The sequence below is a fragment of the Chitinophaga nivalis genome (assembly GCF_025989125.1).
Taxonomy (GTDB): Bacteria; Bacteroidota; Bacteroidia; order Chitinophagales; family Chitinophagaceae; genus Chitinophaga; species Chitinophaga nivalis.
In genome coordinates this window covers 5,959,475-5,980,429 of the sequence record NZ_JAPDNR010000001.1, presented here as the reverse complement: position 1 = coordinate 5,980,429, position 20,955 = coordinate 5,959,475, and the positions used below count along the sequence as shown (strand labels likewise).

Sequence of the window (20,955 nt, the reverse complement as noted above, 5' to 3'; positions counted from 1 at the left end):
TTATGGAAAGAATTACTGCTGCTATCACCGGTGTGGGTGGTTATGTTCCGCCGGACGTACTGACCAACTATCAGTTGGAAAACATGCTGGACATTACGGATACCTGGATCCGGGAACACCTGGGTGTGAGGGAAAGACGGATCCTGAAAGGCCCCGGACAAGGTACTTCGCTGATTTGTAACTATACGGCGATGGAGATTTGTCATAAGCGCGGTATTTCTCCGGAAGAAATAGAAATACTGATTATTGCGACCTCCACACCGGATATGATTACACCCAATACTGCCAGTATTGTAGCGCGCGACATTGGCGCCGTGAATGCCTGGGGAATAGACCTGAATGGCGCTTGCGCCGGTTTTCTGATAGGCTTACAGGTAGGCGCCAGTTTTATAGAAAACGGCCGGTACAAAAAAGTAATGGTCATTGGCGCGGATAAAATGAGTTGTCTGGTAGATTATAAAGAAAGAGTAACAGCCGCTGTTTTTGGTGATGGAGGCGGAGGGGTATTGCTGGAGCCGGATACAACCGGCCTGGGTATCAACGATACCTTGCTGAAAACAGATGGTAACGGTGGTGAACATCTCTTTATCAAGGCCGGCGGATCCGCCTGGCCGGCTACGGAAGAAACAGTACAGAACCGCGAACACTTTATGCGCATGAATGGCAAGGCCATCTTTAGTGCGGCGGTACAGCACCTGTCTGAAATTATTGCGGAGATCCTGCAACGGAACCGGCTGACGGCGGAAGATATCCGGTGGCTGGTGCCGCATCAGGCCAATAAACGTATCGTTAGCGCTACGGCGGCAGAACTGGACTTTCCGCTGGAGAAAACCATGTTTAATATAGAACGCTACGGTAACACCACCGCCGGCACCATTCCATTGTGCCTGTGGGATTATGAAGATACCCTGCAAAAAGGAGATAACCTGTTGCTGGTAGCATTCGGAGCGGGTTTTACCTGGGGTGCCATGCATGTGGTATGGGCTTATGACAGCGCTGATTAATCCATCATACGTATTCTTCATCTCCAAATACAATACGATGCAGCAATCAAATCCGGATACCGAAACATTTCTTGCACAGTTCAGTGATATACTGTTGGCCTTCGATTATAAGGAACGCCCGGAAGGGCATCTGCCGGAAGAAGTATGGAAACAGCTGGTGGATACGGGTATGTACCTGCCCGTTATTCCGGCAGCTCACGGCGGGCGGGAAAATTTTGCAGAAATTTCCCTGTTGCTGGAAAAAGCCGCCTATCATAACCTGGGCCTGGCAATGAGCATGAATATTCCTACCTTACTTTTTCTACGTAATGTGATGTTGTATGCCAACGTGACCACACGGGAAGAAGTATTGGCGGATCTGCTGCCACATGGCCGGATGGGAGGCTTTGCCGTCATTGAACCGGGAGTGGGTAGTGGCTCGGTGACCATGCGTACTTTTTTTGAACAGGAAGACGACGGTTACCGGATTACAGGAAGTAAACACTGGCAGGGGTTCAGTGGTGCGGCTCATTGGTGGCTGATTGCCGCGAAAGATAAGGCAGGTGGAGCAGCCGGAGATAAAGTGAGCTTTTTTATTCATAAAAGAGCAGCAGGTGGTTTTACAACCACAGTAAAATATGTGCCGATCGGTATTACCCTGATGGACTACGGCGTGAACGAACTGGATCTTTTTGTACCCGCATACCGGAAGCTGGAACTGGAACAGATGTCGTTTAATGCCATCTTTTTGCTGACAAGTCCTTCCTGGGGGCAATGGACGGCCATGGGCGCCGGCTTCTTAACCCGTATATACGAAGAAGCATTCCGCTATGCAGCCAATAGAAAGGTGCCTGCCGGCTACTTACTGGAGGTGGAACATGTACGGTATCGCCTCGGGCTGATTGCCGCCTGCAGAGATGTTTGCCGGGCATTGCTGGCCTATCTGCTGCAGGATACGGAAATCAATACCCAGGCCCCTTCCGATCTTTTCCCCTGGCAGGTCATGAAGGTGCTGGCGGCAGATAGTATGATCGCCGGCGCGTTACACTACCAGGAACTTTGTGGCGGAGATGGTTGCCGTTATCAGGCAGAAAGCAATTTTTCTGCGCAGGCGGTGCAGGATGCCAAAGGCTTTGCCATATTCGGTGGCTCAAATGATATGTTGTATGCCTTACTCACCCATTATTGCCTGACAGCTCCGGGGGCAGATGCGGCGACCGATTTGCTGCAGCTGGTAGAAAATTATGCACCGGTGAGTAGTGTCGCAGCTGTGCTGGAAGAAAGCGGCCCGATACCGGATGTGCCCAAAAGCAATACGGCCATGGTGATATGTGGCAGAATACTGGCGAGACTTTTCGCCATTGTGGTGATCAAACGTTTTAAGCATACCATTCCGTTGGAAACAACAGCTGTTATAGCTGCTACCACGTATTGTAAACAGGAGATCGCCGCGTTGTTGTTGAATTGGTCTGTGGCCTCCGCCATCACCATCAAACAAGAAGTACCGGCATAATAGCATAACAATTGCCGGCATCAGCAGATAGCTATCCGGCAGCATTTCTCTTTTTTTATTGACTATATTTGCGCGCCGCTTGCATCCGGCAGGATGCAGGCCGGGAAATTTATCGCTTACCTGATTAAAGAGAAATAATGTTCCGTTATTCCAGATGTATCGTATGGCTGTTGTTATGTGTGATGATGGCCGGCTGCAGTAAAGAAATGTCCTATGAACCTACGACAGAACCGGTTACCGGATCTCCCGATCCCACCGGCGCCCTCGCTGAGTTTACATTTGTACCTACCAGCAATCATTGCTCCGATGCAACGGTGAGTGGTGTGTTTGAAGCCGGAAAAGCTGTGCCTGCCGGTGCTTTGATCAAGGTAACCGTGAATGTGGCGAAGAAAGGTAACTGGGGTATACTGACGAATGTGGTGAATGGGATGTTGTTTACAGGTACCGGTGTATTTACTGCTACCGGTGTGCAAAGCGTTGTATTGCAGGCCAGTGGATTACCCACACGTGGCGGTACGCATGCCTATCTGCTGAAAGCCGGCAGTACATCTTGTAGTGTACTCGTTAACGTTACCAATGGGGAAGAAGAGGTATTGTCCGACTGTTACTATAAAATTGTGATCGATGGCAAAACTTATCAGCAGGACGTGACGGAAGATAATAATTATGAAGCCGGCTCCGGACTGGGTGGGGTAGATGATGTAACCATATCTGCCGGTATAAATTATAACACCAGCGGTGGGGAAGCTGCACCGAAAGGCACCACTGGTTTTGGTGTCACGAAAGGGATCATGCATCGTTATGTATACGCTACCAACGCAGAATTTCGTGCTTTCTTTGCACCGGGCACGTATACCATCCGGAAAGATTTTCGCGATGGCGATGGTGTAAGCATGGGTTGGCTGGATGCGGAAGGAGAAGAATGGGATACGGAATCCGGTTCTGGTGATCAGACGGGTAGCACCTTCCGCATAGTCAGCGTAACGGATATGCCGAATTTTGTTGGTACTTATTATATAAAAGTTAAAATGACTTTTACCTGTAAATTGTATAACCGGAATACCGGTGCTGTTAAGCAGGTGAGTAACGGAGAGATGATCGGCATTTTCGGGAAGATATAATCCACAAAGTAATCTTGTATAAAAAATATAAAAGACGATCTTAAATATCATGACAGATGTTTGAGGTTGTCTTTTATATTTTGTAATATTATTATCGCCAGCTTATGCAAAGCAACCGGTAGCTGCATACCGGTATCCGCTTTTATGCCTCCTGACTCTTGAATTGTTCGCCCGTAACCATTAAAGGTGTTATCTGCCATGATGAAAAAAAATAGGGTTCTTTCACCGTGTATACTGCTGACAATAGCAGGATTATTATGGACAAACCACGTCTCCGGACAAAGGGACTTCGCGGCATTGCCGGCATCGCCGGACAGTACCTATGGTTATACTGCTGATCATCCCCTGAAATTAAAAATGGGAACACCGGCTAAAAGTGCCGTGTATGCGCAGCAGTTTTTATCCGGCCTCCGGACTGCCGATCAGCAGTACCTGCTGCCGTTGTTTCGAAAAACAGTGGCTGATCCGCATATACCCAAACTGGTCAGCAATATTCGTGACCGGTATACCGAAGTGCCTATCGACAGCAAACCGGGATTGCTGGATAAATATGTTTATCTCACTTCTGTCACAAAAGACACAATTACCCTCTTCATTGATCTTTACCACAAAGGAAACTTGTTACTGCCTGCCGGATTGGAGTTCAAAACAGCCTACGAATGAAATGCCTGGAAGTATCGCTATTACTTAAGAAATCAATTAAACATATTGCGGTGCTAAAATGACCTGCTCCCTGCGGCCACTAAGTCGCAGGGAGCAGGCGGAAAAGAATAGTTTATGCTTTTTTGCTGAAAGGAATAAGGGCACGCAAACGTTCATCCTGTAAGAAGAGTGCTGCCCATACCAGTACCCCGAAAATAATCGGGAAATAAGCCGGGGCACCGATGCGCAACATAATGGCGTAAGCACCGCCCAGGTAGCCGGTCAGGAGAATAGCCCCCAGGATAGCAGTACGTGGAATGGCATACAGAATAGTGGCAATCAGTAGTATGATACCAATGGCTGGTACCAGGTGTTCCGGCCATCCCAGCTCCACGCTGCCTTTGATAGAAGGACCTGCTTTTACAATTTTCATAATGGCATCCGGCAACAGGAAAAGAATACATAAAATATAGAGGATCAGACCTGTTCTGCGCATAACGATGGAAGTAGATTTAATTGTGGTCATGTTTGTGGTTTTACTTGTTGAATAAGGGTTGATGGGTGACAGTTTTTTTGTTGATTGATTTGTTGATGCAAACTTACAAGGATTCCTGCGTACGATGATTATGTGAACACGACAATCTAAGGGGGCATATGCGGCAATTTTTACCACAATTGATCAACGGCATGAAAAAGGAAAATGCCGGAACTATCTGTAAGGTATATACGTAGTTGTAATCAGGGAGCGTTACTACCTATTTAAGGGCGAGGGCAGGTGTGCGGCCATACATGCGTTTGAATTCTTTTATAAAATGCGCCTGGTCGTAGTAACCGGCGTCATAGAAGAAATTATGCCGGGTAGTACTATTGATCAGCGAACTATCACGGAGTGCTTTCTGAAAACGTACTACTTTACTGAATGCTTTCGGGGTATCGCCAATGTAAAAATCAAACAGACGTCGTAATTGCCGGGGGCTGATACCGGTATCCAGTCCCTGTTCTATAGGCAGGTTGGCTGGTGCTGTCAGCATGAGATCAATGGCATTGAATAACCGGTAATCCGGTTGAAGCGGCGTATGTGCGAGTAGCTGTCCGAAGTATTGGTCAAACGAGGCGGTCAGTGTTGCCAATGGCGCGGTATGGCCGGTAAGCTGGCAAAGGCCTTTCGCCAGTAACGGATGCACCTGATCCAGTGCTTCGAAACGGTTGGTCAGTTCGCCTGCTGACACCTTAAACAGCAAGGGAAATGCGGCTGGTAAAAAACGAATACCCACATAGTCGAAGGCATGCGTAAGCCGGAAAGTGGTGCAGGCACTGGAGAATCCCATGATGTACAAAGCGGTGGGATCGCTGCGGTCGAAGAAAATATCCATGCAGCCATCTGCGACCACCTGGTAGTCATAAGGCTGCTGCAACGTTGGATCGGCGGTCAGCTGCCAGTAGCAATAAATGTAGGGCGCCAGCGGCATTGCCGGAAGCAGCTCTGTATAGGTAGCCTGTCCGGCAGTATGTTTTACTGTAGGTTGTATGGGTTTGAAAATGGGTCTTATGTCTGGTACACGAGGCATATCAGTTTCAGATGATGATCGTTTATGAAGACAATAATAAATAAAAAATCCTGTTTTTGATGCTGCAGCCTTAAAGCCGGCAACATTATACGCGGAAATACAGGTGGTCAGATAAAAAGGAGGAGCGGTATTATTTCGTATAGTCCTGACAGTTATCTGCCGGTTCCAGCCATCATGTTGCCGGCATTATTTTACATGCTTAGCCGTAAATATATCTCAGGCCGATGATATCGCCGGGCGTAAAATTGGAGGTGCACGTCGGGTCCAGACAGGTCAGCATCCAGGAGCAGGCTTCCGGTCCGGCAGGCGTACCGGGGATGTAGATGACACCACCAACCACGGCCGGACCATTGTAAACACCGGGGCCACAGCTGAATGCCGGGTTGCTGGCATCAGAATGCTGAAAACCGATCGTATGGCCGATTTCATGTAAAATAGATTTTCTGAGTGCCACGATATCCGGAGGGGTACCAAATGCGGAAGGATTGGTATTGATGGTGATGGAGGGATACGGGTTGCCGCCGGAAGGATACCCGGCATAGGCATAGGGCCAGCGGCCACTTACGACACCGAGGTCGCGCCCCTGGATGGTAATTTGAGCGGAACCGACAACACGCTGAAATCTTAGCTTTAAATTCAGGCTGTTGTAGGCCGCTATCGCCTGATCGGTGGCGCTGATATAACTACCCGGTAGTCCTGTTACTGCAATGGTAATGACGCGGGGCAGCCCTGTTACCAATTGAGAAGCCCGTACCAGTTCGGTTTTTCCGGCGGGCAGATACAGGCGCCCAGGGAGTTTGGCCACGTCGCTGTAGGGTAGCAGCAGGTCATTTTCAACGATATAGCCTTCCTCAGTTTGGCGGATACCGGTTACGTCATAACCAGCTGCTTTAATCTGGTCCAGTACGGCAGCGGAAATGGTGTCGGTGGCGGAATTGCCGGCTGCTTCTTCTTTGCGGCAGGAAAACAGGAAAGTGGCCACCACGCACAATAGCAAACATAGGTTGTTGACTTTCATAAGGTTCGATTTTGGTTGTGAATAATAGTATAAAATTACGTATTACCCCGTATGTAAATACGCATTCCCGGGAAGAAATTTTACGGCGCTATACCGCTGATTGCTTTCCGGGAATGCGTATAAAAAAGAAGTTGCCTGATACTCAACGGAGGGTGACACCTACCCCCAGCTGTATCTGTCTGGTTTTCCATTCGTAACGGTCATCGATGTTGTTGACATCAGAAAATCCGTATACGTAACGGCCGGAGAAATGTACATTGTCGAGATTGAAGGTAACACCTGCCACAATGCCAACATCATTCCGCTTAAATGCGGACCGGTTGTTGCGAACAAAATTCTCGTTATCATAAAACAAGAGGCTGTATTGCGGACCGGCATTAAAAGTAAACTGCTCGTTCAGGTTGTAGCGAAACAATATAGGTATAGTGATATAACTGAGTTTTGCATTTTTCTTTGCATCCGGATTACTGCCATTCACATAATAGGTGCTGAAATTATCGCCGCGTTTGGCAACTGCCTGTGTCACTAAAAGTTCTGGCTGGATACCCCAGTGCCGGGCGAAATCATAGATAGCAAAAACACCCAGGCGTCCGCCGGGATTATAGGAAGCAGAGATCCCCTTGCCTTCCACATTAAACATATTCAGCTCCGCTTTCAGCCCATAGTGGATTTTTTGTGCGCTGGCCGGGAAGCTAAGCTGTAAAGTGATCAAAGTCAAAAGCAAAAGCAAAGATGGTTTCTTCATAAGAACTTTATTTATCCACCAAAGAAACGAATGTATATTATACCTATTGCCGGTCTGACCGCACAAATAGATGACTCCCGCCTTTTTAACCGTCACAGGTGCAATTTCCTCTACGGATTTTATCGTGTCGGGCAACAGAAAGCTGCAATCACCTTATTTTTGTGACGCAACCTGTTGGTATAGGTTGTAACTTCGTTACAGAACAATTACAAGAGAAGGGCTATGGGCATGAAAGCAGCAACCATCCATGAATTAAAGCAGGAATTACAGGCGCTTCCGCCTGCACAGCTGGTCACTTTGTGCTTACGGCTGGCCAGGTATAAGAAAGACAATAAAGAATTACTGACATATCTGTTGTTTGAGGCATCCTCCGAACAAACCTATATTGAGTCCATCAAAGAGATGATAGACGAAGGATTCGCCGCATTGGCCAACGATAATTTTTATATCGCTATGAAAAAACTGCGTAAGGTATTACGTACTGCCGCCAAATTTATCCGTTATACCGGCTCCCGGCAGGTGGAGGTAGAAGTGCTGCTGCATTTCTGTGCGCAACTGAAATCCTCCGGTTTGTTGCAGCATACCAGCACGGCGCTGGCTAATCTGTATGCACAGCAACAGAAAAAAATAAATAAAGCCATTACACATTTACATGAAGATCTGCAATTCGATTATCAGCGGCAAGCCGCGCGTTTATAACCCATCTCCGGACATCTTATCTAAAATCTATCCATATGCATCTCCAGGATTATTTTGATCGTATTCATTATACCGGTTCCGCGACCGCTACCCTCGATACTTTGCAGGAGTTGCATTACCTGCACCCGCAGTATATTCCCTTTGAAAACATCAATCCGTTTACTGCCTGCGAAGTGAAGCTGGACATGCCGGCTATTGCACAGAAACTGATTTATGAAAACCGGGGCGGCTATTGCTATGAGCAAAACCTGCTGTTTAAAGAAGTGCTAACCCGGCTGGGATTTCAGGTAGCAGGACTGGCAGCCCGTGTATCATGGACGTTGCCGCCCGACCAGGTCAGTACTAAAACCCATATGTTGCTGCTCATTACGCTGGATGGGCAACGCTATATAGCGGATGTTGGATTTGGCGCCGTTACGCTCACCTCCCCGTTGTTGTTTCAGCCGGATATTATCCAGCAAACCAGACACGAAAAATTCAGAATACTGCAGGAAGGAGATATTTACCTGCTGGAAATTTTATTACATAACGAATGGATACCGGTATACCGGTTTAACCTGGAAGAACAACATTTTGTTGATTATAAAGTAGCTAACTGGTATGTATCTACGCACCCGGATTCTCATTTTGTGCACGAGCTGATTGCCGCCAAAGCCGGACCAGGGGTACGTTATACCCTGCGCAACGGGGTATTTACCACCCATTATCTCAGTGGTGAAAAAGACCGGCAACGACTGATCAGCGGCGCGGCAGTGAAAGCTGTGCTGAACAACCTGTTTGGTATACCGGTAGGTAATATCGGGGAGCTGGATGAGGCACTGGAACGCATTTTTAACACACCGGCATCTGCATAAATGCAGATAGCCGGTGTGAGGCGCTTGTCTTTTTCTAGGAAGAAAGTGCCAGGGTAGTGGTAATACCTATTTCCTGCAGAAACACGGCATCATGTGACACCACTACCAGGGTGCCCTGGTAGGCGGCAAAGATCTGTGTCAGCATTTTGATATTTTCCAGATCCAGGTTATTGGTTGGTTCATCCAGCAAAATCATATCCGGCGCCTGGTGTTGCATCATCATACTGCAGAGCGACAGCCGGAGCATTTCCCCGCCGCTTAGTACGGCGCAGGACTTGTCCCAGCTATCCTTCTCAAATAGGAAGTGTACCAGCAGGGTCTTTACCATGGCTGTTTCCAGCAAGGTTTCGTTGAAGGCCATCGCCTGTTCCAGTACTGTTTTACTGCGGTCTATCAGCGTATAGTCCTGGTCGAGGTACAGGCAGCGCACAGGTGTAACGATACATTCGCCGGCAGCGGGGAGCAGTTTGCCCATGAGCAGTTGCAGGAAGGTGGATTTGCCGCTGCCATTGGCGCCGGTGATGGCCAGCCTGCTGCCACTGAGCAAGGTCAGGTCCGGAGGGGTTTGCCATAGGGTAGTGCCGGAAGGATAGGTATATTGCACGCCGGTGGCCTTTACCAGCACCTTTCCTTTGTGGAGGGAGGACTGTGCAAAATGCCCTTTCATCAGGCGGCTCACCTGTTCGGTGCCACTGGTTTTTTCCAGCGCAGCCTGCAACTGGCCCACCTTTTCCTGTTGTACCTGTCGGAGTTTGGCGGTAGAATCTTCCGCGGCCTGCTTCCGGGTATTCAACAGAATTTTAGGTATGCCGGCATTCTCCCGGTTTTTATTGGCCCGCGCATTATCCTGTTGCTTCCGCTGGAGTGCTTGCTGTTGTTGTCTTTTGGCCTCCTTCCATGCTTTTTCCTGATGGGCTATCCGTTGTTGCAGGGCGGCAGTAGCCATACTTTTCTGTTCCTCATAAAAAGTATAGTTGCCGCCATAGGCATGGATACCTTGTGGTTGTAGTTCCCAGATAGGATTACATAACTCCAGCAGTTGCCGGTCGTGACTCACAATCAGGAGGGTACGGGCAGTGGTGGACACCCAGTCATACAGCTGCTGCCGCGTACGGGCATCGAGGTGGTTGGTGGGTTCATCCAGCAGGATGATTTCAGGTTTGAAAATATCGATCCCCGCCAGCCATACCTTGGTTTTTTCTCCGCCGCTCAGCGCCGCCAGTGGCTGATCCAGGGGGAAGGGCGGCAAGCCCCATTTTTCAAAAGCCTGATGGCAACGTTCCGGCAGGTCCCAGTTATCACCCAGTATATCGAAAAGTCCTTCCCGGGTATCCCCATTCAGAATAGCATTGAGCGCATCCAGCTGCTGATCGATGCCCAGTGCCTGGGCAATGCTTAACTGGTTGTAATGGCCGAAGTGTTGCGGTACTTCGTACAGGGTACTTTGCCGGTTGACAGTGCCGGTATAGGCGGCTTCCCGGCCAGCCAGTATTTTCAGCAGTGTGGATTTTCCCGTACCATTATTTCCGGCAATAGCAGCCTTTTCGCCTTTATGCAGCGTAAAATGAACGTCCTGAAACAGGATGTCTCCGGTAGGTAGTGTATAAGTTATATTTTGTGCGGTAAGCAGCATAGTTGTAAATTTTGAAGTGTGGAATGTTCAACGCTTGTTGAAAAATAGCAGTAGCCGGGAGAGATACATGTGTGATTTCCATCGCAGTAAAATTTTAGTGAATAAATGTGGTGATATGCTGTTGGTAGCAAGACAAATAATGAATAGTCAATAAGACGATCAGGAAACCGGAAACATCGGGCAGGCAGCCCTGTTATGCTATAAAACCGGTATGTTGTGAGAAGTATTAGATTTTCATGATGGCGCAAAGGTAGGCATTTTTTGTAAAATCCCTACCTGTAAAAAAGGAGGGGCTTACCGGAGCAATACCGTGGTGCCTTTCCGGAAAACGTGTTTGCCGCTTTCCTTTTCCGTATAGCGCAGCATCCATACATAGGTACCAATGCCCGCCGGATTCCCGCCAATGGTACCATCCCATTTCCGGCGCCAGTCGGTAGTTTCAAATACCAGCTGGCCATAACGGTTATATACCGCGAAATGGAGTTCCACAGCCTTGTAGGCATTCAACGGATAGAAGTAATCGTTGTTACCATCGTTGTTGGGCGAAAAAGCCGTAGGCACATCAATGTAGCAGTTGTTGACCGCCTGTATGGTACGTATGGCCGTATCCAGGCAATGCGCGTCATTTTCTACGATGAGGCGTATCCGGTAGTCTTCCTCTTTGCGGGTCGGAAAATACAGCATTTGCAGGGGAAGAGGTCCGGTGCTGGTGGCGCCGTTGCCATAATCCCATTTCCAGGAGATAATGGTGCCCGTGCTTTTGTTGACAGGCGTGACTACATCCATGGGGCAATAGGGGCCGGGAGAAACGTCGAATAAGGCCTGTACGGCACTTTTCAATTCAATGTCTTTGGTGAGGGTGTGGCTGCATACACCATTGGAAACGGTGAGCCGTGCCTGTTTGAGGCCGAAGTCATAGTATTTCTTTTCCGGATTTTGTACCGTAGCGGTTTCACCATCGTCGAACTGCCAGTTCCAGGTATTTACGGCATGTTGGCCGTTGTGGGTAAAGTGGAAAGTGGTGATGCGGCAATTGCGTTCAAAGGTATAGTCAAAGTTGGCATTTACGGTGTCGGCTGTACGAAAAATACTTTGGAGGCCCGCTGTTGCGGGCTGCCAGCATTCGCTTTGCAGGGTGTTGCCATCCCGGCCGGCAGCGAGATGTACGGTGTAGGTGCCTGCCAGGTATATTTTATCTGCCAGTTGCAGGGATATACTATCGGTGAGCTGCTGGCTGTTGCAGTCGCCGGTAGCACCAATAACGCGTACGGTGGTGGGGCCGCTGATGGTAAAGTCGCTGCCATCCGCCGCAATGGAAGCGCAGCGTACGGGTATCGACATACCTATTTTTACAGTGGTGGGCGCGCAGCCTACGGCTGCTATCTGGCGCAGTTGTATCTGCGGTTGCGGATCAATGGTAAAAGGTTGCACGGCGCCGGCGGGTGTTTCCTGCCAGCATTCACTTTGTACGGTGTTGCCATCCGTACCGGTGGCCAGCTTTACCTGGTAGTTGCCTGCCTGCAGGATACGGTCTTTCAGCTGCAGGGTAATTTTATCGGTCAGGCCATTGGCATCGCAGGTGGTGGTGGCGCCTGTGATCACAACAGTAGCCGGGCCGGTGATGAGGAAGTCGCTGCCATTGGTGGCTACGCTGCTGCAGCGGATGGCCGGCTGAAACGATAACGTGAGCTGATCCGGTGCGCAGGGAGGAGGAGATACTTTTCCCAAAGGAACATACGGTTGCGGATCTATGTAGAAAGTGGCTTTCCCGCCCGGCGGAGAGGCCAGGTGGCATTCATTTTCCACGGTGTTGCCATCGCTGCCCCGTACCAGCGTCACGGTATAGGTGCCATCGCGGATGATCCGGCGATCCAGTAGCAGTGTAACCGTATCCGTTAGTCCGTCTGCATTACAGTTGGTTAGGGCTCCTTTTATACGTACAGGGGAAGGGCCGGTGAGCAGGAAATCGCTGCCATCGGCGGCTACTGCTGCACATCGGATCGGGGCAGGGAACGTAAGGATCAGCTGATCCGGCGCACAGGGAACCGGACTTATTTTGCCCATGGGCACCGGCTGGGAGGGGAGCACCGTAACCGGCATATTTTCCCCGATGGGTAAAGTGTTGCCGCAGGCGTCCAGGAAGGTATTACCGTCGGCGCCATTACGGGAGGTGACGCGGTAGCTGCCGATGGGAAGTGCTTTATCCAGTTGCAGCAGCAGGGAATCGGTATCGAAGCCATTGTTGCAGCCTACGCCCCGGGCGCTGAGGATGTTTGCAGCGGCGGGTTGCAGGGTGAATTCACTGCCATTGGCGGAGATGCTGCTACATTGTATTTTTTTATTCAGTTTGATCCCAATGGTATACGGACCGCAGTTGTAGGCGGCTTGCTGCAGGTGCGGGATGTTAGGATCGGTGATACTGGCGGTTCCGCCGGTAAAGCTCAGGTCATAGCCAATCTGGTTGTTGCTGAAATGGCTGATGAGCAGCAGGTACTGATGCCCCTGTTGCAGGGTAGCCATGGAGCTGAATAAGGGTTGTCCGGGTCCGCTGCACACATCGAGGTAGGTGCCGGCAGACGATGCCCCGGTCACACCGCCATCGCCCGACCAGTTCATACTGACATAAAGCTGCGCGTTGGTATATACGTCATTGGGTTGATGGCCGGTGATATCAAAGAGTTGCCAGTCATAATCATCATCTCCCTGATGCGGTGTAATAACAAAGCCCAGTGTGCCGGTAGTATAACAGGTGAATTTATACCAGAAGGGGTTTTTATCCGTATGGGTACCACCACCGGGTGTATTGCAGGGCGGCCCCGGAATCGTCTTGTTGCCGCACTGCGGTACGGATTGCTGGGTGAAGGTTTTGGTGCCGCATACGGGGAAGGCAGTCGCCGGATTTTGTCCGATGGTGGTGCAATCCTGCGCCTGTACCCCTGTGGCAAGGAGGATAAACAGGCAGCAGAGAATATTTTTCAAACGTGAAAGGGTCTGCATGGGGTTGGGATCATACCCTTAATGTAACGAAATTTTCTTGATTTTATTTGCAGCAATTAGCGTGTATAACCGCAGTGGGAAAGATATACAGCCAGAGTAGTATAAATCTGATATATATACTTTCATTTTGATACAGATATTGATTTATATCAATTAAGTAGATGTCGCCGTGGTTTTTTGCCCTTAACAGTGCATTAACCAAATCCACCTTTTTTCGCTTTTAATTTGTACCACATGTGGATGTATTTACGCGCCTCAGTTTCGGGATGCAGCGCCGGGATGTCTTACAATTTATCCGTTCACCTTTAAATTTTGCTATCATGATTACATTTTCTATGTTGCTGATTTCTACTTACCTGATGGTTGGGCCTATTGAAGTGCAGAGCGAAGGAAAATACCAGATTACAGGCGTGGTTTGTGAAAGGGCTAAACATTCCAAACGGGTGGCTACACCGGTGCCGACGGCTTCTATTGTATTGTATGACAGCAAAGGAAAACAATGTGCCAGCATACTACCCAATGGGCTGGGGCAATTTAAAATCAATGTAGCAAAGGAAGGCGTCTATAACCTGGTGATTATGGATACCAGCCATGAAATGGAAGTCAAGCACATTTTAATTGACGATAAAGCGCCGGTACAATACCTCGGCATGATTAAACTGGACAGAACAAAATGATAGCCTATTACCCCGGTCGGAAAAAATAGCATTGTTAGGCAGCAGACATCTTATCTGTTATAGCGTTTACGTACTTCTTCGAGCGACTGTTGATAACGGTCATATACTAATTGCAGCGGTTCAGGACTCACTTTCGGCGGCCAGTATTCCCGGCGGGTATTTTTATTACTATCTGTATGGACCTGATTATTTTCCGGCGCCCGGTAGCGGGGGCTGGTATAGTCTATCTCATGTACTACGGGTAGATGAGCTGGTATTTCTATAGCCAGGCTGTCAAAATCACGGTTTTCCAGATCGTTGATCCGGAGGATTAAATGTTTACAGTAAAACCCCATCCGGTAACTCCAGTGGTTTATCCAGCGGGCGTGTTCATCAGGTGCTACTACCGGCAGCCGGTTCAGGTAAATCGTATATTCCTGTGCGTGATCACTATAGTCGCTGCTGCCGTGATTGTTAAAAAGGATGGCATCAATACTGTCCCATGCAATATACCGGCGCAGCTGCCGCACAGGGATGCGGAGGGTGAAGCCACCTTCGGCATAGGTGATCTGATGTCTGTTATCTTTGGGCATAATTTAATTCCTCAGAAAAAATACCATAATGGCAATCATGATTAAAACAATATGCACCATCCATGACAAAAGGAGAGAAAATCCCTTGCTGATACCGGCCTGTGGTGTATCAGACAAGATGCGGAGCTGACGTATGTACCAGCCTATAATAATCAGATGCAGCACGACAAAGAGGAGGTAAATATGGATAGGGGCCCCGTGTAGTATAGACCAGCGGATCAATACTACGTATATCCCCAGTAAAACAAATAGTCCGGCTAATCCCGTTTTAGTGACTTCGTTCATCTTCATAGCTATAGTTTCTTGTTGCAGCAGCTGGGTGAATATTCCAAAGATAGGGGCGAATCCCCTTTCCGGATAAGAACCGACGGTTATTATTTCTTTAAAATACTACGTTGTGCATCTTGTCCTTTTGTCTGTACGAATGCTTCCGATCTGCGTATAGTCCGGAGGAACTGATATCCCGGTGATGTTATAGTTATCAGGTTGAAATCCGGTATAAAGATATCTACATCCCCCTTACACCTATCTTCAGCCGGCATTTCTCCGGATTTTTCCGGCGGGTAACAAGCGGAAGGATGGTGGCTGTATAAGCAGCTGTCGCCCGCATTATAGCAGAATATTATTCTCCGGCTGTAAGGCAGGGGGCAGGTCTTTTTCTTCCAGCATCTCCCGTAAGTCAATTTCAATAGTACGACTGAGCGCTGATATAGGTACATCATTGGCGCTGCCCTCGAACGGATTTTCCGTACTTTCCCCTACCTTTTCCATCGCATTGAACACCCAGGATACCATTAAGCTGGCCGGTACCGAAAACCAGACCAGCCAGCCGCCTAGTTTACCGAATTCCTGTAACATGCCGAAAGGCATCATGATAATGAATAAGCGTACGAAAAACAGGTTAATACTGGCAAACTGCCGGGGATAAGGGAAGTTCTTGATCCGCTCACAGCCTCCCTGCTGGTTGTAAAAATCTTTCAGCACCCCTTCCAGCGCCATATGCCGGAAGTTATCGATCAATCCTGCCTGCAACAGATCTCGCAGTTGGGCAGACTGTAAACTGATGATCTGTGCCGCGCGGTTCTTTTTGGCGAGAATATAATTTTCTTCCTCCGGAGATAAATACCTGGGCAGGATATCTTCCAATCGGTGTTCCTGCTCCGGTACTTTATATACTTTCTCCTGATACTCCCGGTTGTAACGTTTGCGCATATTTTCCCAGCTTCTGGGTTCTCTGAGCTGATAACGCAGCGCCGTAAGCCAGGCCATATGCCGGTAGATGAGTTGCTGGTGTACCTGTTGCAGCTGGTCCAGCGGTAAAGGTGTTTTTGCCTGGTGATTGGTCACAAAATCCCGGACCATGATACCCCAGGAACGACTACTGTTAACGATACTGCCCCACAATTGCCGGGCTTCCCACAGCCGGCTGTAGGTAGCGTTGTTCCGGAACCCGACAATGAAGGCGGCAGCGGTACCAATCATGGCAATAGGTACCCAGGGAATAGCCAGCCATTTCCAGTCCAGGAAATAATAGAGACTGGTGGGCACCACCGCCAGGAAAAATATCCAATAGCTGTCCCGCCGCGTCCAAAGCAGGAATTCTTTCAGTTTGTAATGATTACCAGTATGCATAACAGGAAGCAGTATTTTTTAGGTTAAATGATTTTATGACGTAATCAGTGCGGCATAGAGTTGCACTGGTTGATAAACGGAGGGCCTTGTACCAAGCATTAGAAAATGAGCAAACCCGATGTCCGCCAATAATGCTTTTAAGGCTGTGGGGGGAATCGGATAGGGCACCCACTGATTAGCGGCGGTGGTATCATATTCTACGATGAGCAAACAACCATCGGGTTGCAGGTAGGTACGGAGGTGCCGGAGTAGTTTACGCTTATCCGCTACATAGTGCAGGGCATTGGCCATCAGGATTCCCTGCAACAGAGGTAATTGCAGGGGACTTTGTACAAAGTCTGTCTGCTGCGGAAAAATAGTCACCGGACGTGGCAAGGGGTGGGGGTGCAGTCGTACCGGGCTTTTATCAATGGCATATACCGTACTCCCGGCTGCCAGTTGGTGTGCCAGGGCATAGGTAAACAATCCGCTGCCACAGCCAAGATCGGCCCAGATGCTTTCCTGGGGCCTTGTCAGCGTAGGATGCCGGATGAGTTCAATGGCTTCGTGAAATTCCATACACTTAATAATCAGCTTGTCCTACATCTAACCGGAAGATTTTTCCGTTGGTGATGCCGAATTTAAAAAAGGTCTTGAAATCGCCCCATTGATCGGAATGATACTGCCCGTAAATATCCAGGCCGTCGTTGGCTACTTTGTCAATCCGCGTGAAATGTTCTTTGCCTTTGCCAAAGACACCTGCGGTAAATGCGCTGATGCTGCCGGTATGGCCATCATCCGTAAAGATGGCATCGGGGGTAAACAGCTCCGTCCAGGTGGTACGGTCACCGTTTGTCATCGCCACAATAGCGGCTTTGACGAGGGGGTTGGTTAATTGCTCCGTGTTCATTGCAGAAGTAGTTTTTTTATCGTTGACTGCCTGGTAGTTGTGCATGTTTGTAACCACAATGGTAGGGATGCAAGGGTTTACTTTCACCGGGAAAGTTTTGGGGAGATGCATACCTGTGTAAGACAGCAGCTACCTGGGGGGAAGTTCTGCCGGGTAAACGGAGTGTTCCCTGTTCACCGGAAGAGAACGTATAGCCATGCAGGTAATGTGCCGTTTCATGACAACCTGAACGAATATACTAAATTGATGATAGCAACAAGCGATCTCTCCGGTTAGATGAATTGGGGGTATATGCGGAGAGAACATGTTAAGCCGGGTAGAGGAGGCACAACAGGGATGGGGGAACGATGTGGAGGCGCAATGATGGTGGCCCGGGAAAAGGCCTGCTGTTTTTCGTTTATCCGTAGCCGGTATACCCGGTGAATTTTTTATGTGGCGGGTATAAAACACCCCCGGCCGGCAAAACAGTTGCAGCACTGCTTACCGGCCGGGGGCCACCCTTGTTTGGGTGATGCTATTATATGGTCAGTCTGCTGATCATTCCCTGCATACCATCGCGGTCTTTGTTCAGTGCATCGGCTTTGATGGCGTTGCTGCCAGCCCATGTCAGCAATGCTTTATCTTTTTTATGCGCTGCGATAACGGCAATGCGGTAATAGGTGTAGGCGAGTAACTCCGGTGCCCGGGTTACACAACGCAGGGCCCGCAGGTAATAATCCAGGGCGGCATCCTCCTGCTGCTGGGTGCCTTTTATCCGGCCCAGCATATATAACAACGTAAACTCTGCGCCATATTTGTCTTGCGGAAAACCGGCTTCCAGATAGGAGCGGCCAAGTTGTTCGGCGCCGGGCAGGTCCCGCGATATCCGCAGCAGCTGTACCTTTTGTAGTTTACCCATTTCCTGTGCAATGGGCGTAAGGGTAGCATCCCAGTGTATAATCCGGAAAGCGGGATCTGTTGTTACGGCGGTTACTTGTTCCTGCAGCGGAATGGTGATCCGGGTAACGCGGTCTTGCAGGCTAATGGTCTTGATAATTTTACGGCCACTGGCAGTGGTGATTTCCACTTCCGGGGAGAGCCGGTAAAGACTGTCTTGCTGCGTAATGGTAATGGTCAGGCCTTGTTTGTCCTGTGCCCAGGTGGTAGCCCAGGAAGGTGCACCGGTACGCTCGAACCATTGCCGGAAGAACCATTCGAGGTCGCTGCCATGGGCGGTGGTAATTTCCTGCTGGAATTGTTCCCAGCTGATGCCGGAATGGCTGTAACGCTCGCCGATATGCCGTAAGGCCTGGTGAAATGCCGGGTGGCCAACGGTTTGCGCCAGTAGTTCCAGTACCAGAAATCCTTTGCTGTCGCCGAGGGCATGGCCATTGGCGCCGGTGAGGCGGGTGAGAGGTTCATCATTACCTGCTACTACATTTTTCAGGTAGCCGAGGCCGGACTGGTCGGGGATGTAGCCGGGGTATCCGGTGGTACGGTACAGGAAAGCGTTGCTGCTGTCGAAATGTTTGATCACCTGGAGAGAGCCATATTGTGCGAGGCCTTCTGATAACATATCGGCGCCCCGTTGCCCCCGGGCAATGATTTTATTACCCCACCACTGATGGGATAACTCATGCCCGAAAAGCGCATAGTTGAACTGCCGTAAAGCATTGGCCGGCATGAGGATGCCGCCCATCAGGCTGGCGCCGCCGATACCGGTTTGTTCTGCGATGGCATCCGGGAATTCTATGATGGAAAAGTCAGGAATGTCCAGTGGCCCAAAGAGGGTAGTAAGGTATTGCATGACCGCCACGGTTTTTTCCGCGATGGCTTTGCCGTTGGCGGCAGAGCCCATGGTATAGCAGGTAACCGGCAAGCCTTGTTTGTTTTCCTGTTTGGTGTAGCGGCCAATATAGAGCGAAAGAATATCCGGCCGGGTATAACGGAATGTATAGGTGCGGAGCCCTCCGTTGTTGCTGGTTTGTACCGTGCTGGCAGCCATGATGGCGGTTAATGACTGATCGGTCGTAACGGCAATGCTGCCGGTACCTTTGGTGTAGGTCATGCTGCCATCGCTGGAGCGGGAGGATACCTGCGGGTACCAGGCGGACCCGTAACCACCGGCCATACAGAAGGTACTGTCCAGGTAATACTGAAACGCAGGTGTGTGGCCGCGTTCATAGGCATACCGGAATTCGAGCCGGGTGCCCGGGGTAGTGCGGTGTGTGAACCGGATATGATAGGCCATATCGCCGGCCGCGTTGGGGGCTGTATCGATACGGGCCACCGTTACGGCGGCTGTGAGGAGTTGTAGTTGAGGCGGCGTAGCATGCCGGCTGATCACGATTTCCACGGAGTCGCTGGTAGTGCTGTCTGTTAAAAAGGAGAGCGTGCCGGCCACGGAGAATGTCTTTTGGGCCAGATTGGCTTTTACCTGCAGCTGGTATTGTAATTGTTGCTGGGCGGATACGAGAACGGGTAATAAGAGCAGTGAGAGTAATGTCAGATAGCTGCTGATTGCCTGTCGGATGGGTCTATGATGCTGCCTCATGTTTTTTTATTGCAAAGGAATAGATTGGGCAGCAAATAAAATTGTACCGTATTAACTTTTTAAAGCACTCCTGAACCGGTGAGGGGTAGCCGGATAAAACAGCCGGAAGGAACGGATAAAATGGGCCGCATCGGTAAAGCCGGTGCTGCAGGCAATTTCATTCACCGACAGCCGGGTACGGAAGAGCAATGCCATGGCTTTCTGAATACGTATTTTCAGCTGGTATTCCCCTGGTGTCAGGCCGGTTCTTTCTTTAAAGGCCCGGGCCAGGTAAACGGGATGTACATATACCCTGGCCGCCAGCGACGTAATACTATGTCGTTCTTCCGGTTCATTTTCCAGGATACGGATTGCTTTGGACAACCAGGGCAGCCGGACCGGCAAATGCGATTGGTGTGGGTCATGTGTGGCCATCCATCGGAACAGGTATTCTTCAGACAGGCCGCTGTCGATATTATTGATAAAACAATACAGCAACTTATAGAGGTATTCAAAGGTGCCCGCCTGGTAGATGGTGGTACTGCCGGGTACCAGGGATTTGAGCGCCTGTTGTTGCAGGATCTCTTCTTTGAATTCAATATTCAGGCAGCTGCCACCGGTATGTTGAAAATGATTGGCGTGGTTGTAACCGGCCGGTCGGAAAATGATTTCTCCCGGCGACAGAATATGGTCGGTATGTTTATGTACTTCCTGGTAATGGCCGCTGATGAGGAGACTCAGGTACGCGTTTTCATGGTAGTGTTCATGAATTTCCGTATAGGGCTGGTAATGGGTAATATTGAGTTTGAAACAGCTGTTTTCATCTGCTTTACGTTCGGTACCGAAATAGTTTCCTGCTGCCAGAAGGATTGCCATTGCAATAGATTTAGGTCGACTTTC

20 protein-coding genes are annotated in these 20,955 nt (G+C 49.6%); 7 read left to right on the top strand and 13 right to left on the bottom strand.

Translation table 11 applies throughout. The features are described from left to right. The first annotated feature begins 2 nt into the window (after positions 1 to 2). From OL444_RS22495 to OL444_RS22480, 4 genes are all read left to right on the top strand, one after another. On the top strand, positions 3 to 1,004 hold the full coding sequence (locus OL444_RS22495; protein ID WP_264729594.1) for a beta-ketoacyl-ACP synthase III: 1,002 nt from the start codon (positions 3 to 5) through the stop codon (positions 1,002 to 1,004). Positions 1,005 to 1,041: 37 nt separating this feature from the next. After that, positions 1,042 to 2,496 (top strand): acyl-CoA dehydrogenase family protein, encoded by a 1,455-nt coding sequence (locus OL444_RS22490; protein ID WP_264729595.1) that lies wholly within the window; start codon positions 1,042 to 1,044, stop codon positions 2,494 to 2,496. Between the two features lie 137 nt (positions 2,497 to 2,633). Then, a complete protein-coding gene (locus OL444_RS22485; RefSeq protein WP_264729596.1) occupies positions 2,634 to 3,617 on the top strand; it encodes a hypothetical protein in 984 nt (327 codons plus the stop codon). 198 nt (positions 3,618 to 3,815) lie between these two features. Beyond that, positions 3,816 to 4,280: a hypothetical protein gene (locus OL444_RS22480; RefSeq protein WP_264729597.1), complete on the top strand. Its 465-nt coding sequence runs from the start codon at positions 3,816 to 3,818 to the stop codon at positions 4,278 to 4,280. Positions 4,281 to 4,392: 112 nt separating this feature from the next. Here the strand turns inward: OL444_RS22480 and OL444_RS22475 are convergent, their stop codons facing one another. The 4 genes from OL444_RS22475 to OL444_RS22460 form a co-directional block, all read right to left on the bottom strand. Beyond that, a complete protein-coding gene (locus OL444_RS22475; RefSeq protein ID WP_264729598.1) occupies positions 4,393 to 4,785 on the bottom strand; it encodes a DoxX family protein in 393 nt (130 codons plus the stop codon). 229 nt (positions 4,786 to 5,014) lie between these two features. After that, positions 5,015 to 5,827, bottom strand: a complete 813-nt coding sequence (locus OL444_RS22470; protein WP_264729599.1) for an AraC family transcriptional regulator — start codon at positions 5,825 to 5,827, stop codon at positions 5,015 to 5,017. A 199-nt stretch (positions 5,828 to 6,026) separates the two neighbouring features. Continuing rightward, entirely contained in the window at positions 6,027 to 6,845 is an 819-nt protein-coding gene (locus OL444_RS22465; RefSeq protein ID WP_264729600.1) for a M57 family metalloprotease, read from the bottom strand. Positions 6,846 to 6,987: 142 nt separating this feature from the next. Next, positions 6,988 to 7,590: a porin family protein gene (locus OL444_RS22460; protein WP_264729601.1), complete on the bottom strand. Its 603-nt coding sequence runs from the start codon at positions 7,588 to 7,590 to the stop codon at positions 6,988 to 6,990. Between the two features lie 222 nt (positions 7,591 to 7,812). Here OL444_RS22460 and OL444_RS22455 point away from each other — a divergent pair, with 222 nt between their 5' ends. Both OL444_RS22455 and OL444_RS22450 read left to right on the top strand, forming a co-directional pair. Further along, entirely contained in the window at positions 7,813 to 8,289 is a 477-nt protein-coding gene (locus tag OL444_RS22455) for a hypothetical protein (RefSeq protein ID WP_264729602.1), read from the top strand. Positions 8,290 to 8,324: 35 nt separating this feature from the next. Then, on the top strand, positions 8,325 to 9,143 hold the full coding sequence (locus tag OL444_RS22450) for an arylamine N-acetyltransferase family protein (protein WP_264729603.1): 819 nt from the start codon (positions 8,325 to 8,327) through the stop codon (positions 9,141 to 9,143). Between the two features lie 34 nt (positions 9,144 to 9,177). Here OL444_RS22450 and OL444_RS22445 read toward each other — a convergent pair whose 3' ends face one another. Next, positions 9,178 to 10,776: an ABC-F family ATP-binding cassette domain-containing protein gene (locus OL444_RS22445; RefSeq protein ID WP_264729604.1), complete on the bottom strand. Its 1,599-nt coding sequence runs from the start codon at positions 10,774 to 10,776 to the stop codon at positions 9,178 to 9,180. A gap of 294 nt (positions 10,777 to 11,070) precedes the next feature. After that, entirely contained in the window at positions 11,071 to 13,773 is a 2,703-nt protein-coding gene (locus OL444_RS22440) for a T9SS type B sorting domain-containing protein (protein ID WP_264729605.1), read from the bottom strand. A gap of 320 nt (positions 13,774 to 14,093) precedes the next feature. On the opposite strand from OL444_RS22440, the gene OL444_RS22435 reads away from it, so the two are divergent. Continuing rightward, the gene (locus OL444_RS22435) at positions 14,094 to 14,450 is read left to right on the top strand and encodes a hypothetical protein (protein WP_264729606.1); all 357 of its coding nucleotides are present in this window, start codon (positions 14,094 to 14,096) and stop codon (positions 14,448 to 14,450) included. Between the two features lie 50 nt (positions 14,451 to 14,500). Here OL444_RS22435 and OL444_RS22430 read toward each other — a convergent pair whose 3' ends face one another. The 7 genes from OL444_RS22430 to OL444_RS22400 form a co-directional block, all read right to left on the bottom strand. Continuing rightward, entirely contained in the window at positions 14,501 to 15,022 is a 522-nt protein-coding gene (locus OL444_RS22430; protein WP_264729607.1) for a hypothetical protein, read from the bottom strand. A gap of 3 nt (positions 15,023 to 15,025) precedes the next feature. Next, entirely contained in the window at positions 15,026 to 15,313 is a 288-nt protein-coding gene (locus OL444_RS22425) for a hypothetical protein (RefSeq protein WP_264729608.1), read from the bottom strand. 318 nt (positions 15,314 to 15,631) lie between these two features. Next, positions 15,632 to 16,654 carry a bestrophin family protein gene (locus OL444_RS22420; protein ID WP_264729609.1) on the bottom strand — a complete coding sequence of 341 codons (1,023 nt, stop codon included), beginning with the start codon at positions 16,652 to 16,654 and terminating at the stop codon, positions 15,632 to 15,634. Between the two features lie 33 nt (positions 16,655 to 16,687). Then, positions 16,688 to 17,212 (bottom strand): class I SAM-dependent methyltransferase, encoded by a 525-nt coding sequence (locus OL444_RS22415; RefSeq protein ID WP_264729610.1) that lies wholly within the window; start codon positions 17,210 to 17,212, stop codon positions 16,688 to 16,690. Between the two features lie 4 nt (positions 17,213 to 17,216). After that, entirely contained in the window at positions 17,217 to 17,654 is a 438-nt protein-coding gene (locus OL444_RS22410) for a hypothetical protein (RefSeq protein WP_264729611.1), read from the bottom strand. A 406-nt stretch (positions 17,655 to 18,060) separates the two neighbouring features. Further along, on the bottom strand, positions 18,061 to 20,076 hold the full coding sequence (locus OL444_RS22405) for a M1 family aminopeptidase (protein WP_264729612.1): 2,016 nt from the start codon (positions 20,074 to 20,076) through the stop codon (positions 18,061 to 18,063). Between the two features lie 51 nt (positions 20,077 to 20,127). Next, the gene (locus OL444_RS22400) at positions 20,128 to 20,931 is read right to left on the bottom strand and encodes an AraC family transcriptional regulator (RefSeq protein ID WP_264729613.1); all 804 of its coding nucleotides are present in this window, start codon (positions 20,929 to 20,931) and stop codon (positions 20,128 to 20,130) included. Positions 20,932 to 20,955 lie beyond the last annotated feature (24 nt).

Bases quoted from the DNA above. Each gene is read 5' to 3' on its own strand.
- OL444_RS22495 (WP_264729594.1), top strand. From the start codon at position 3: ATGGAAAGAATTACTGCTGCTATCACCGGTGTGGGTGGTTATGTTCCG.
- OL444_RS22490 (WP_264729595.1), top strand. From the start codon at position 1,042: ATGCAGCAATCAAATCCGGATACCGAAACATTTCTTGCACAGTTCAGT.
- OL444_RS22485 (WP_264729596.1), top strand. From the start codon at position 2,634: ATGTTCCGTTATTCCAGATGTATCGTATGGCTGTTGTTATGTGTGATG.
- OL444_RS22480 (WP_264729597.1), top strand. From the start codon at position 3,816: ATGATGAAAAAAAATAGGGTTCTTTCACCGTGTATACTGCTGACAATA.
- OL444_RS22475 (WP_264729598.1), bottom strand. From the start codon at position 4,785: ATGACCACAATTAAATCTACTTCCATCGTTATGCGCAGAACAGGTCTG.
- OL444_RS22470 (WP_264729599.1), bottom strand. From the start codon at position 5,827: ATGCCTCGTGTACCAGACATAAGACCCATTTTCAAACCCATACAACCT.
- OL444_RS22465 (WP_264729600.1), bottom strand. From the start codon at position 6,845: ATGAAAGTCAACAACCTATGTTTGCTATTGTGCGTGGTGGCCACTTTC.
- OL444_RS22460 (WP_264729601.1), bottom strand. From the start codon at position 7,590: ATGAAGAAACCATCTTTGCTTTTGCTTTTGACTTTGATCACTTTACAG.
- OL444_RS22455 (WP_264729602.1), top strand. From the start codon at position 7,813: ATGGGCATGAAAGCAGCAACCATCCATGAATTAAAGCAGGAATTACAG.
- OL444_RS22450 (WP_264729603.1), top strand. From the start codon at position 8,325: ATGCATCTCCAGGATTATTTTGATCGTATTCATTATACCGGTTCCGCG.
- OL444_RS22445 (WP_264729604.1), bottom strand. From the start codon at position 10,776: ATGCTGCTTACCGCACAAAATATAACTTATACACTACCTACCGGAGAC.
- OL444_RS22440 (WP_264729605.1), bottom strand. From the start codon at position 13,773: ATGCAGACCCTTTCACGTTTGAAAAATATTCTCTGCTGCCTGTTTATC.
- OL444_RS22435 (WP_264729606.1), top strand. From the start codon at position 14,094: ATGATTACATTTTCTATGTTGCTGATTTCTACTTACCTGATGGTTGGG.
- OL444_RS22430 (WP_264729607.1), bottom strand. From the start codon at position 15,022: ATGCCCAAAGATAACAGACATCAGATCACCTATGCCGAAGGTGGCTTC.
- OL444_RS22425 (WP_264729608.1), bottom strand. From the start codon at position 15,313: ATGAAGATGAACGAAGTCACTAAAACGGGATTAGCCGGACTATTTGTT.
- OL444_RS22420 (WP_264729609.1), bottom strand. From the start codon at position 16,654: ATGCATACTGGTAATCATTACAAACTGAAAGAATTCCTGCTTTGGACG.
- OL444_RS22415 (WP_264729610.1), bottom strand. From the start codon at position 17,212: ATGGAATTTCACGAAGCCATTGAACTCATCCGGCATCCTACGCTGACA.
- OL444_RS22410 (WP_264729611.1), bottom strand. From the start codon at position 17,654: ATGCATCTCCCCAAAACTTTCCCGGTGAAAGTAAACCCTTGCATCCCT.
- OL444_RS22405 (WP_264729612.1), bottom strand. From the start codon at position 20,076: ATGAGGCAGCATCATAGACCCATCCGACAGGCAATCAGCAGCTATCTG.
- OL444_RS22400 (WP_264729613.1), bottom strand. From the start codon at position 20,931: ATGGCAATCCTTCTGGCAGCAGGAAACTATTTCGGTACCGAACGTAAA.